The following is a 13459-nucleotide window of genomic DNA, read 5'->3' on the forward strand; positions in this document are numbered from 1 at the left end:
AAAAAAGAAGGGCTGGTATTGATACCAGCCCTTCTTTTTTATAAGCCATTCCTGCTATTTCAATCCATACTTCTTCTCATACTTCTCATACAATTGCTTCTGCTTATTATCCAGGTTTATTTCCCTGCCCTGGATAAATGCCCGCGTAATTACGCTCGACTTCATATCCAGGATATCACCGGTACTCACGGCAATATTCGCGTCCTTGCCGGTTTCCAGTGAGCCGGTAGTTTTATCGATCCCCAGGATTTTAGCAGCGTTAAGCGTAACCGCCGACAGGGCCTCTTCTTTTGTTAAACCATAAGCGCTGGCAGTACCTGCTTCAAAGCCCAGGTTACGTTGCTGCCAGAAGCCTTCGTTGCTCAGGCAAAACAGCACACCGGCTTTCTGCAGCTGCGCGGCAGTTTTATAAGGCTGATCCACATCATCGTCCTGCATTACCGGCAAAGCATGTGGCTGTGCCAGTACTACCGGGATATTATTTTGCTTCAGGATGTCTGCAATAAGCCAGGAATCAGCTCCGCCAACAATCACTACATCAAGCTGAAACTCTTTGGCAAAGTCTATCGCTACGAGCATTTCTTTTACCAGGTCGCAGTGGATAAACAGTTTCTGCTCCCTGTTAAACAGCTTCCGCATCGATTCAAACTTCAGGTTGGTAGCAGTATGTTTGCCTTCCTGCTGATAAGCCTTCGCCTCGCGGAAAAATGTTCTCACCGTTTCTATTTGTTCGAGTGCCGCTTTCAGCCGGTCGTTGGGAACGGCGCCACGACCACCACCCAGCGGGGCCAGTGGCGGCATAAAAAAGTGCAGCGCATTATCTGTTTTATAGGCAGCATCTTCCCAGTTCCAGGCATCCAGCTGTACTACAGAAGAAGCGCCGCTGATAATACCACCTTCCGGTGTTACCTGTGCCAGCAGGATTCCGTTGGAACGCAGGGTGTTGATTACTTTGGAATCGGCATTATACGCAATGATGGAACGTACGGAAGGATTTATTTCTCCCACCTCGCGCGCATCGATGGTAGCGCGCACGCTCTCAAACTCCACCAGGCCCAGGTTGGATTCGGGCGCAATAATACCGGGATATATGTGCTGGCCTTTCATATCCAGTACCGTGGCGTCGCCACCGGCAGCGGCGATGTTACTGCCTACTGCAGTAATTTTCCCATTGCTGAATGCAATGGTGCCGTTTTCAATTACCTGCCCGTTGCCTACATGAATAGTGGCATTGGTAAGGTATACGGGTTTGTTTTGCGGACCTGCCGGAGATATCGTTTCCTGTGCCCGGGCGGTATACATTCCCAGGGTAAGGCTTAATAAAATTAATTGTCTTTTCATCGCTTGTAGCATTTAGCGGTGCTTAAAAAATTTCTAACAGATCAATAACCAATAGCTTGCTGATGTCCGCCCTGCAGATCTTCACAATGATAAATTTCTTCCGGCGTCAGCGATGCTTTGCGGGTAGGCGTGCCTTTTTTCTTTTCTGCCAGTAATAGCTGGGTAAGACGATTACGCTCCGTTGCAATACGCTTGCGCAGTTGCAGATCGTTGTCGCGGTCAAATTCCACGATACCATCCACAATAGTCTTTTCTGCTTTGGCGTAAATACTCAGCGGGTTATCGCTCCACAGTACCACATCCGCATCTTTACCCACTTTGATGCTTCCCATGCGGTTGTCTACATGCAGCAGCTTAGCGGGGTTGATGGTGACCAGCTTAATGGCTTCCTCTTCGGTCATGCCGCCGTATTTGATGCTCTTGGCGGCTTCCTGGTTCAGGCGGCGGGCCATTTCCGCATCATCGGAGTTGATGGCGGTGAGCACACCTGCTCCCTGCATGATGGCGGCGTTGTAAGGAATAGCGTCCTGTACTTCCATTTTATAGGCCCACCAGTCGGCAAAGGTACCGGCGCCTGCGCCATGCGCTTTCATTTTATCGGCTACTTTGTATCCTTCAAGGATGTGTGTGAACGTATTTACTTTGAAGTGAAAGCTGTCTGCTACATGCATGAGCATATTGATTTCACTCTGCACATAAGAGTGGCAGGTAATAAAACGTTTCTGGTGTAATATTTCCACGAGGGCGTCCAGTTCCAGGTCGCGGCGCTTGCCGGGGCCCTGCTTTTCATAGTCAAGCGCACGGGTAAACGCATCTGTATAGATTTGTTCCACGCCCATTCTTGTTTGCGGAAAACGCACGGTATTACGATCACCCCAGTTGGATTGTTTTACGTTTTCACCCAATGCAAATTTGATGAAAGGGTCCCAGTTGGTCACTTTCAGGTCTTCTGCATTTTGTCCCCAGCGGAGTTTGATCAGCTGCGACTGCCCGCCGATGGCGTTGGCGCTGCCATGCAATAAATGAGACGCTGTTACGCCACCGCTCAGCTGGCGGTAAATATTGACATCGTCGGGATTGAGTACATCTGCGATCCTTACTTCGGAAGTAACCGACTGCGATGATTCGTTCACTCCCCTGCTCAGTGCAATGTGCGAGTGTTCGTCGATAATGCCGGCGCTCAGGTGTTTGCCGGTACCGTCGATCACGCGGGCGTTGCCGGCAGCGAGGCTCTTACCTACCTGTGCAATTTTACCATTGCGGATTAAAACGTCTGTATTTTCCAGTTTCCCTTCTTTTTCGCCGGTCCACACGGTGGTATTTTTGATAAGCAGGTCCTGCTGTGAGGGGAGTTTTTCCCAGCCGTAGCCATTAAACGGATAATATAGCGGGCCTATGGCCAATGGTGTTTCTTTCTTTACAGAATCAGCTTTCTCGGGGACTGCCTTTACAAATACGGCGGTCCATTTTACGAGGTTGCCGCTGGTATCGGCGCCGGTACCGTTCCAGCTGTTATCGCCGATGATACCGCTGAGACGAACATTGCTTTTGCTGTTCTTTGCCAGCGCGAGCGACAGCGATACCAGTTTTCCGTTTACATCGATGCGGCCCGGAAGGGTATCTTTCTGTAAAACAGACAGCAAAGGAGCAGCGGCGGTGCCTCTCACTTCTACGGAGTAGCTGCCGCCGGGAGTGAGATTTACGGTATAGATACCGCGGATATCATTCCAGCCGTCGGCCTTAATGGTGTAGCGGTTTCCTTGTACCCAGTTCTGGTACAGGATAGTTTTTTCGCTGAAAACGGGACCGGAAGTAATGAGGAAATTGGCCAGTTTACCCGGTTCCAGGCTACCTACTTTATCATAAGCCTTGATGAGTGTGGCCGGAGTTTTTGTTAATGCTTCCAGTGCTTTCTGTTCGCTGAGGCCATAGCTGATGGCTTTCCGCACATTGGCCAGGAATTGTTTTACATCTTTCAGATCAGCAGCGGTTAAACAGAAGGGAATACCTGCTTTTTCAAATGCGGCGGGCTCCGTAGGCGCCATTTCCCAGTGTTTCATCTCTGCCAGTGAAACGTAGCGGGCGTCTGCGGGATCTTCCATATCAATAGCGCCGGGGAAGTTAAGCGGCAACGCGAAAGTGGCTTTTGTGGCAGCCATTTCGCTGATGCGCTGGTATTCATTGCCACTGGCCCGGATGATATATTGCACACCAAATTCGTCTCCTATTTTATCTGCGCGGAGCGCATCCCATTTATCGGTAACTTCAAACAGCTGAGGCAGCTGCTGGCTGGCATTCCATGCTTCCAGGCTGAGGTTCACGCCTTCCTTTGCGGGCTGGGTTTTGTACCACTGCGCATCCAGGAAAGTTTGTCGCAGCAGGGCGATGCAGCCCATCAGCGAGTTAGGGTAGTTTTGCGTGGAGGTGCCTTTATCAAAAGAATAGGCCGCAGCGGCTTTCTCCCGGATAATGACTTTGTTTTCTTTTGCGGTGGCCAGGGTTACCAGTGCAGCGGTACCGCGGGCGATGCCATCGGGCTGTTGGGTAAGCACGGTGCCAAATCCCGCTTCACGCAGGGGCGCAGCCTTTCCATCATCTGCCGAAAAAAGATCCACGGCATTCACTTCGCTTCTGATGGCCTGGTTCCAGCCATAGGCGCCTTTAGTGTTAGACAGGAACTGGGGTGGTGCATTCCATGCGGAAGCACCCCGTTTCGGCTCCGACAAGCCATAGTTGCTGAAGATATCCACAAAAGAAGGATAGATGTATTTGCCTTTACAATCCACTATCACGGCGTCTTTCGGAATGGCGGCCGATGTACCGGCAGACACTATTTTCCCGTCGCGGATCACCAGTGTGGCATTGTTCAGGGTGGTTTGCGGGTCTTTTACAATGGTTGCATGTGTAAAAGCAAAGCACCCTTCGCGGGGATCGGCAATCCCGTTGAGCGGATAGGTTTCCTGTGCGCTGGCTGCCTGGCCGGTTGCCAGCAGGGCCAGTAACAACAGTTTACCGCGGTGCCGCTTCATAGCATAGGTAATACACCGCAACAGCAGGGCTGTCCCGGGTTTCTCAAAAGCTCTTTTCATGTAAATCTTTTATTTTTTCGGTTCAGATTCAGTTGATCGGCTAAATGTAATAAATCATTAAGGCGGGACTAAATAAAACGGCATATTTTTTATGAGTGGTAAGTGTATTTTGGATTCACACGAAAAAGGGATAATTTGAAAAGGGTTTACAGCTTAAGTTTGTTTAAATTCGTATAATACTTGCTGACTATGAAGTTTATTTCTGTTTATACATGGATGCTGCTGACCGTTTTCTTTGCAGCAACTACCTTTACTACCAGTGCCCAGGTAAAAGATACTACCAATACAAAAGGCCGCTGGACTGCGGAAGGAAGAGCTGATAAAATAACGGATAAGATTTCCCACAAGGTAAATCTGAGCAAAGACCAGGAAAAAAAGATCCTGGTGATCAACCAGGATATTGTGCGCAGGATGGATGCCGTGAAAAACAATCCTTCCCTCTCCAAAAAGGAGCGCATGACACAGTTTAAAGCCCTGGATACAGAACGCAGCCAGCGCTTTAAAACCGTGTTTACGCCTGCACAGTATAAGAAGTGGAACGACTGGGAAATGACAAAAAAGGAACACCTCGAACAAAAAATGGAAAAAAAGCGGCAAAAGAAGGAAGCTAAAGACTCCACCCAACCGCAATAAATTTCTTAACTTGAAGATATTGGCAGTGAGTTGTCTCACTGCTTTTTTTATGCCTGGAAAAATGAACAATACCACTGCCGACATAAAAGATATTTTCCTGCAGGGCGTAGCAGCAGTGCATCCGCAGCAGTTGATCAGGAAAAATGTGCAGGTAATACCTGCTACCCGTGTTATAAATATTTCGGAAGATAGCTACGCCATCCCGGAGCAGGCGGCTGTTTGGATACTGGGGGCGGGCAAAGCTGCCGCCGCAATGGCACAGGAGCTGGAAAACATACTGATAGCGCATTTCCCGGTGCAGGGAATGGTAGTTACAAAGTACGGACATGCGTTACCGTTACAGCAGGTAGCACTGGTGGAAGCCGGTCACCCCGTACCCGACGAACAGAGTGTAGCCGCTTCCGTTAAACTGCTGGACATGGCCGCTAAAGTGCAGCCGCACGACCTCGTGATCTTTTTACTTTCCGGCGGCGCCTCCGCACTGCTGGCGGATGTACCGGCACACAGCAGTTTACCCGAAGTACAACAGCTGTTTGATGCCTTACTGAAAAGCGGCGCCGATATCCGGGAAATGAATACGGTACGAAAACATCTTTCCGGTATCAAAGGCGGGCAGCTGGCAAAAAGCATATATCCGGCTACGTTATGTACCCTTGTACTCAGCGATGTAGTGGGCGATGACCTCAGCGTGATAGGATCAGGACCCACAGTGGCCGACCCGTCTACCTTTGCGGATACTATGAATGTACTCCGCAAATATCATCTCCCGGAAAAAATACCCGCTTCCCTCCTCCAACATATTGAAAACGGTGTTGCAGGCAGGGTACCTGAAACGCCTAAACCTGGTGATCCTTCCCTGCAGCATACCCACAACTATCTTACCGGTACCAACCGCGTGGCATTGGAAGCCGCGGCTGCAAAAGCCCGGCAGCTGGGGTATCACCCGGTATTGTTGTCTGATACTATTACGGGAGAAGTACATGCCGTAGCTGATGACCTGGTACAAACAGCGCTCCGGTATAACGGTCCTTTGCCGGCTTGTTTGCTGGCAGGTGGAGAAACTACGGTGGAAGTAACCGGGAATGGCCGTGGTGGCCGGAATCAGCAATTGGCGCTGGCAGCAGGCATCGCCCTTGCCCATCATCCTGCGCTTACTTTCCTGAGCGGTGGTACCGATGGCAGCGACGGTCCTACCAATGCTGCAGGAGCTATCGTAGATGCATCAACGATGAAAAATGCTGCAAAAATGCAGCTCGATCCAAATAGTTTTTTACAACAGAACGATGCCTGGCATTTCTTCTCAAAAGCAGGCGGGTTAATGATTACGGGGCCAACCCAAACAAATGTGATGGACCTCATGATCACCCTGATCACTGCAGACGGCCTTAAAATTTGAAATCAAAGTTTGTATATGTGTGGATAGATTATATTTTTGGGGTTTGGAACTAGAAATTCTGGATTTACTAAACGTATTTGCATTATGCTGAGAATGGAACAGACATGGCGGTGGTACGGGCCCAATGATCCGGTTAGCTTGTCTGATATTAAACAGGCAGGAGCTACCGGAATTGTAACCGCATTGCACCATGTGCCTAATGGAGTGGTATGGACGAAGGAGGAGATACAAAAGCGGAAAGCCATCATAGAAGCAGCAGGACTTACCTGGTCTGTTGTGGAGAGCGTGCCGGTACATGAAGATATTAAAACGCAAAGCGGCCGTTTCAGGGATTATATCCACAACTACCAGCAAACCTTGCGGAACCTGGCAGCATGCGGTATACGTACGGTTACGTACAACTTTATGCCGGTACTCGACTGGACCCGCACCGACCTGTCCTATACCGTGGAAGATGGCTCCAAAGCGCTGCGCTTTGAAAAAGCAGCGTTCATGGCATTCGACCTGTTTATGTTGCAAAGACCAGATGCAGAGAAAGATTACAGTGAAGAAGAAATGGCCCGCGCGAAGGAACATTTCGACAGCATGACTGCGGCCGACAAAGAACTCTTACAAAAAAATATCATTGCCGGATTACCCGGATCTGAAGAAAGCTTTACGTTGCAACAGTTCCAGACCGCATTGGATAAATATAAAGGCATTGATGCCACCCAGCTGAAACTGCACCTGTTCTATTTCCTTCAGCAAATAGCGCCCGTTGCAGAAGAAGCCGGCGTTAAACTGGCCATCCATCCGGATGATCCTCCATTCCCTATTTTCGGACTGCCACGTGTGGTAAGCACCGAACAGGACGCCCGCGAACTCCTCATTGCTGCACCATATACCTCCAATGGCTTGTGCTTTTGCACCGGCTCTTATGGCGTACGGGCCGACAATGACCTTCCCGGCATGATAGAGCGCCTGGGCGATCATATCCACTTCATCCACCTGCGCAGCACACAACGGGATGCGCTGGGCAACTTCCACGAAGCCAACCACCTGGAAGGCGACGTAGATATGTTTGCCGTGGTGAAAAACATCCTGCTCACCATGAAACGCCGCAATGTTTCCATTCCTATGCGCCCGGATCATGGCCACCAGATGCTGGATGACCTGCATAAGAAAACCAACCCGGGATACAGCGCTATCGGCCGTTTACGCGGACTGGCAGAACTGCGTGGACTGGAAATGGGTATCGCGGGGGCTTTAGGCTCTGATTGACTGACGTCTACCAGTATCAGGTCTGCACAAAGAGTAAAGGTGGGGATAAGCAATACCATCGTCGGACTGAGATGCTACACCAGGGCAGAAAGCGTATTTGAACATATACCGTAATGGCTGATTACGTGTACAAATAACACTACCCTGAAAATATATTAAAGACCCGCCTTACCGGCGGGTCTTCCTGTTTTTAGTACCGTGCAGGCACAAATTTTAAAAAGCAGCGCGCAAAAAATCACTGCTTTTTTGTAGCATTGCATCAGGACAAGATTTTATCAACTGTACACTTTTACCAAACCTACAATATGATGAGCGCAACTATAGATGCGAGATATGAGGCATGCCTGGCCAAAAGACCGGATAGCCTCGCCCGCCTGATCAATTTGTTCAAAAAAGATATAGACCTGCGTATTACACAAAAACTACTGGAGCGCGGATACAAAAATTTTAAACTGGGAGATATGGTACTCCTGGTACACATCGATGCGCAGGGCACCATTAACAACGACCTCGCCAGGAAAGCGCGTATCAGCAAACAAGCCATGAGCAAGGTGGTAAAGAACCTGGAAGCAGACAACTATATCGGCACCCGCAAACACGATACCGACAACCGCGCCAGCATTATTTTCCTGACAGAGAAAGGGAAAGAGTTTATGATCAACGCCTATGAAGCGGTAGATGAAGTACAGGACCTGTACGCCGGTATCATAGGAGAAGAAGCATTTACACAGCTGAAAACGATCCTTAAACAATTAACAGCAGGCTTAAACCTGAGCTGACCATTCTTTAGTTCAACGTTATGTAATACCTCTTTCACCAAAGGTACCTTTAGCATCTTTTGCAGTAATTCCGGCGTTTCTTCTGCAAACTTATTTTCAAAGTCAACAATCAGGCTGCATTTATGCAGGCTGGCTGCAGAAGGTGGCGCCCGGCTGTTCACCACCATGATTTCTTCCAAAGGCAGCATAGCGTGAACGAAACGCCACGGTACAGCCCGGGTGCAGCAACAGGATACCGGAGGGGAATGCCTTCCACCGCACAGGCATCGCATTTGTACAGACCAGAATAAATAATTAGGTCACTTCGGCAAGGTTTAATATTTTTAGTACAGAGGAACCGGCAAAAACGATATGTATGTCACCTGAACAATTAATAAATAACGACCAGGAATATATTGAGGGATTGCTTCACCATACACCAGCAGTAATTGAAAATATTTATCAGCGGTTTGCTTCCAAAGAAAAGCGGTTCATTCTGCAAAAAAGCGGTCACGTAAAAGATGCGGCCCATATTTTCGAAGAAGCCCTGATGGACATTTATTACTTCGCCCGCCGTCACCCGCTGAAAGTCACCGACTTTGAGCCCTTTCTTCAACTGTTATGCAAGCGTATCTGGGAACAGCAACTGGAAAGAAGAGGACAGCGTATTCCCGGCCTGGAGGCAGAAGAACTCTCCACCATGAGCAGAGACGATATCCAGGATGTGGAAGATGTGCTGAAAGAAGGGGAAAAAAGGAGACTCGCCTATCACTACTACCTGACCCTCTCCGACGAATGTAAAGAGCTGCTCCGCTGGTCGCTCACAGATGGCTGCCTGCAGGAAGACATTGCCGCAGAAACCAATATCCCCGTTAACGAACTACCCGGCAGAAGAGCCGATTGTTTCCGCAGCCTGTTCAGGGACATCGATATAAAACTAAAAGCCAATAGCCTTTCTGAAAAAGACCTGCTGGAAACAGACCGTTTCCTCAGCGGACAAATGAGCGAAACAGAACGCAAGGCATTCTCTGAAAGACTCCAGGGCGACGCTCTCCTTACGCAACAGGTAAAACGCTTTGATGCAGTCCGCCAACTACTGGCTCAGAAGATCTGTAACGATACCAACCGGGATGAGTTGCAACATTTGCTGTTTACCCATCGCAATGCCTGGTACACGTTAAAAGATAACTCGCCCATTCCCATCCGTAACTATGTGATCCTTACTGCGCTGATAGCGGCAGGAATGGCCATATTGCTGTATGTAAGTCCCTGGAGAAAGAATATCTACCGGCAGTTCGCCTCCACAGAAATGCAGATCCCGGATATAGACAGCCTGCGGCTTCCGGAAGAAGCCATTGTACAGTTCAATCACGGACACTTCAACGAAGCAGTTTTATTGCTGAATAAAGCGCTGACGGCCAACCCCGGCAACTTATACGCCCGTTACTACCGCGGCGTGGCGCTGATCGACCAAAACCAGATGGAGAGCGCGCGACAGGATCTGCTGACTGTTTTTAACAACAGCAGCGAACTCCGGTATGAAGCAGCGTTTTATATGGCGTTGAGCTACCTGAGAGAAGGACGTAAGCAGGAATGCCTCGAATGGTTATTAAAAATTCCATCCGGCGCGCCTAATTATCTCAAAGTGCAGAAACTGATAGAAGAATTAAAATAATTAACTCAGGTATTGTCCTTTACTGTAGTGGATAATATTTTCTACTTCTCCCTTAATTAACTCATAAACAGGCGCCTTCCCTGTTTTGATCTGTACCAGTTGTTGTAATACCAGGAAATAGATTTCTCCGCGGTTACAGCCATCAATCTGGGCTTTTAAAATGTCATGTTTTACCTCTTCACAACCGGTGGCATCCAGTTTCTGGTAAATAACATACAAGTCGTCCATCCAACTCATTTCTCTAAAGTTTAAACATAGTGTATAGTCTCCTAAAGTTAAGGATTTATATTAAGAAAATAAAACATCTGAATCTTAAATAATTGTAAATTTTAAAGCATTCATAACCAGATCAGAGGATTCCTCACCGGGAGGTTTCTCAGCACCTCTTCTTCCTCCGGATCCTTATTGAGCAACAGCCATAAGCGGTAATATTCCGGGCGCTGAAAAGCAGCCGCACCGAAAATAAGGAAGGGTTGCGCCACCGGCCAGCTGTTCCAATACATCACATCATGCGCAAAAGGCCAGCTGTTTTTATTGTTTACATATGGATAGAGATAGGCAATCCCTTTGGCGATACTTTTACTACTGTCTGCTGTAAACCGCCACAAATCATTATCCGGCGTGCTCAGCAACTGGCAGATGGTACTCATGGCATCGAGGTTAAACAACGAGTAGCCGTAAGGTTTAGTCCGTTTCAACTCCAGCGGAAAGCTGCCGTCAGCGGCCATCTGGCGGGGGAGCAGTACGGTTTTATAACGGTTGCTGCAAAACGCCAGTAGTTCCTTATTATTCACAAAACGTGCAAAAGCCGCTACCTGCATCACCCAACAGGTACCATGATTATTGGCGGCATTCATTTCATCTTTCCCGTAAGGATGTGTGGTCAGCCATTGCACGTACTCACTGAACCAGCTTTTAAAAGCTGCAAGATCTTCCGGCGGAATGGCGCCGGCTTTCTCCATAATACTCAATGCCTGTACCACTTCCATCAGGTGAATGGTATCAATAATACCGATACCCCGGCCGGTTACTTTTCCTTTGATAGCCTGTGCATACAGCAACGAAGGATTCATGCGCGTAGCAGGTGTTTCAAACCATGCCTTTGCATGCTGCAACGCCCGCTGCAGGTAGGTGTTATCCCTGGTAGCAATATATCCTGCTGCCAGTGCGCCCATCACCCGGCTGAAGCGGATCATGGCTTGCCGGTGCGCCACAAAATTTTCAGGATTGGTTTGGCCATCGCGCTGAATGTAAGGCCCGTTGGGGTTTGCCGGATCGGGCCACCAGTAATCCCCTTCCGAATAGAAATCGTGTATGCCGCCGGCGCTGCGATCACATTGGAAGGCAGTAATCGTTTGAGGCGCCTGTTGCGTTGCCCATGCGGCCCGTTTAATCACTGCCGGCCGGGTATCTTTGAGCACCGTTTGCTGATAGGGCGATTGCGCCTGTAGAATACAGGAGATACCAATGAATAAGGCTGCCAGGAACGTACGCATAGAATTATTTTTTTGGTGTTAACAATAATACCCGGCCATCATGTCCTGCCAACTCCATCACAAAGGAACCGTTGTGTGTGCCAAGATCTGCGCCTGTCCAATAGTCTGATACCTTGTATGACCGATCAAGTTTTACGGTTATTTTTTTGGAAGATGATTGCCAGTTGAGAAGAATTACCTGTTTACCCGCGTCTGTAGTAACCCTTCCTATTTCAAAATCAGCACCTTCAAAAGCAGCTGCCTTTGCGGTGGGAGGCAAAGCCTTCTTCAAAACGTTGAGCCGTTCCCGTGATATCTTAGTAAGGTCATCTCCACTTAATAACATACCGCCGGTAGCATATAACAGGGCTGCGTGAAAATTAAATTCGTTACCGGGCATGTTGCCGGTGAGTACCAAACAATCCGGATCATTCCACCATAAGCGGCCGTTTTGCCAGGCGCGGTAAAGGTTTTCACGGCCCGAACGCTCAAATACCGGCCAGCTGCGCTTGATGTCCATAGAGCTGCGGCTGCCATGCACCAGTCCTAATGATGGCCACAGCGGATGATTACAACCAAGTATAAAAGCATCCCTGCTGCCTTTTAGAATGGCTTCCATACCCCGCCGGTATGCTTCTACCCTCGTAGCTCTGGCGTCATAAAAATTGCCGCCGTGAATAGCGCCCCAGAAATTAGCATCGAGTTTAAAATAAGTAACGCCCCAGTCGTTGCGCATAGTACGGAATAGTTGCTCCAGGTGTTGCTGCACGGCGGGATGCGTACCATCCAGCACATACCAGGGCTTTAGCCGCCACCCGCCAAATGTAACCAGGTCGCTGCGCAAAGGCGCGCCGGAAGCATCTTTCACCAGCCAGTCCTTATGATTTTTATAAATAGTGGAATTGCTGTCGCAAATAAACGGCGCCACCCAAATAGCTGGCTCAAAACCCTTTTCCCGGATGGTTTTCAGCACCTGCTGTACATTGCCGCCAAAAGAATTGCCTGATTCCAGCCAATCGCCCATATGCGGTTGATAGCCATCATCTACCTGTATATACTTTAGCGCCGGGATATTACTTTTTATATAATCAAGATTATCATAAATATTCTGTGCCGTTACCTTCGGACCAAAACAATACCAGGAGCACCAGCCGGTAGGTGGCTGCTTAAATTCAAGTCGCGGATGTTGTTCCTGGATCCTGGCGGCGAAGCGATCCAGCAATGCGTTGCCATCCTTACCAGTGATCACCATTAATTCTTCCAGCTTAAAATCGGCTCCGGGAGCGAGTTCCAGGTTCTCCAGATCAGTTACCGTTTTGATGGTATCTGCAGAAATATAAAACTTACCCACAAAACGCCTGCTGGAAGTGTAGCCTAATAATACCTGTTCTTCATTTGCAGGATATAAACGCAGCAGGTTGTATACTGCCAGGTATCCATCCGGCTGCGGAATTTTATAGTGCCCGGCATCCGTATAGTTACCCAATGTTTCAGGATGGGAAAGGGTTCCGGCTGTTTGTGTCAGCATCTGGAAACCTTCTGCATAAAAGGGTGTGGTGGGTAACAATATCTTACCTGCTACGCCAGTTACTACTTCTTTCAATCGTACCGTGGTACTACCGGTATTGACTATACGTATTTCGCAGCGGTCATTTTTCCAGTTGCGGATTACTTTAATATCATCCGGCGCTATGCTGCCATTGGAGGTATACACCACAGCGGCACTGCTTTTCAGCGCCTGTACAAACTGTGCAGGCGTTCCGGCCAACGTGGTGAAGGCATGCCATAATAAACCGGTAGTTAAAAGCCAACTCATTTTTTTCATCGTGGAT

11 protein-coding genes are annotated in these 13459 nt (G+C 48.8%); 5 read left to right on the top strand and 6 right to left on the bottom strand.

Translation table 11 applies throughout. The annotated features are described in order from the left end of the window. Positions 1 to 54: 54 nt before the first annotated feature. Both PV783_RS29850 and PV783_RS29855 read right to left on the bottom strand, forming a co-directional pair. Complete coding sequence (locus tag PV783_RS29850; RefSeq protein WP_111577929.1) at positions 55 to 1341, bottom strand: amidohydrolase family protein; 1287 nt, start codon at positions 1339 to 1341, stop codon at positions 55 to 57. A 41-nt stretch (positions 1342 to 1382) separates the two neighbouring features. Next, a complete protein-coding gene (locus PV783_RS29855) occupies positions 1383 to 4430 on the bottom strand; it encodes an amidohydrolase family protein (RefSeq protein WP_420990589.1) in 3048 nt (1015 codons plus the stop codon). A gap of 189 nt (positions 4431 to 4619) precedes the next feature. Here PV783_RS29855 and PV783_RS29860 point away from each other — a divergent pair, with 189 nt between their 5' ends. From PV783_RS29860 to PV783_RS29875, 4 genes are all read left to right on the top strand, one after another. Then, complete coding sequence (locus PV783_RS29860; RefSeq protein ID WP_079470872.1) at positions 4620 to 5063, top strand: hypothetical protein; 444 nt, start codon at positions 4620 to 4622, stop codon at positions 5061 to 5063. A 10-nt stretch (positions 5064 to 5073) separates the two neighbouring features. Next, positions 5074 to 6459, top strand: a complete 1386-nt coding sequence (locus PV783_RS29865; protein WP_420990590.1) for a glycerate kinase type-2 family protein — start codon at positions 5074 to 5076, stop codon at positions 6457 to 6459. An 84-nt stretch (positions 6460 to 6543) separates the two neighbouring features. Next, on the top strand, positions 6544 to 7719 hold the full coding sequence (gene uxuA, locus PV783_RS29870) for a mannonate dehydratase (RefSeq protein ID WP_111577931.1): 1176 nt from the start codon (positions 6544 to 6546) through the stop codon (positions 7717 to 7719). 308 nt (positions 7720 to 8027) lie between these two features. Next, on the top strand, positions 8028 to 8498 hold the full coding sequence (locus tag PV783_RS29875) for a MarR family winged helix-turn-helix transcriptional regulator (RefSeq protein WP_159454348.1): 471 nt from the start codon (positions 8028 to 8030) through the stop codon (positions 8496 to 8498). A gap of 120 nt (positions 8499 to 8618) precedes the next feature. On the opposite strand, the gene PV783_RS29880 is transcribed toward PV783_RS29875, so the two are convergent. Then, positions 8619 to 8759 (bottom strand): hypothetical protein, encoded by a 141-nt coding sequence (locus PV783_RS29880; RefSeq protein ID WP_420990591.1) that lies wholly within the window; start codon positions 8757 to 8759, stop codon positions 8619 to 8621. Positions 8760 to 8853: 94 nt separating this feature from the next. Between PV783_RS29880 and PV783_RS29885 the strand changes: the two genes are divergently transcribed. Then, positions 8854 to 10152 (top strand): RNA polymerase sigma factor, encoded by a 1299-nt coding sequence (locus tag PV783_RS29885; RefSeq protein WP_079470876.1) that lies wholly within the window; start codon positions 8854 to 8856, stop codon positions 10150 to 10152. On the opposite strand, the gene PV783_RS29890 is transcribed toward PV783_RS29885, so the two are convergent. From PV783_RS29890 to PV783_RS29900, 3 genes are all read right to left on the bottom strand, one after another. Beyond that, on the bottom strand, positions 10153 to 10389 hold the full coding sequence (locus tag PV783_RS29890; protein WP_079470877.1) for a hypothetical protein: 237 nt from the start codon (positions 10387 to 10389) through the stop codon (positions 10153 to 10155). A 101-nt stretch (positions 10390 to 10490) separates the two neighbouring features. Then, positions 10491 to 11648, bottom strand: coding sequence for an alginate lyase family protein (locus PV783_RS29895; RefSeq protein ID WP_420990592.1), 1158 nt, complete (start codon positions 11646 to 11648; stop codon positions 10491 to 10493). Positions 11649 to 11652: 4 nt separating this feature from the next. Then, positions 11653 to 13452, bottom strand: a complete 1800-nt coding sequence (locus PV783_RS29900) for an alpha-galactosidase (protein WP_420990593.1) — start codon at positions 13450 to 13452, stop codon at positions 11653 to 11655. Positions 13453 to 13459: the final 7 nt, after the last annotated feature.

This window comes from Chitinophaga sp. CC14 (assembly GCF_048957795.1).
GTDB classification, from domain to species: domain Bacteria; phylum Bacteroidota; class Bacteroidia; order Chitinophagales; family Chitinophagaceae; genus Chitinophaga; species Chitinophaga ginsengisegetis.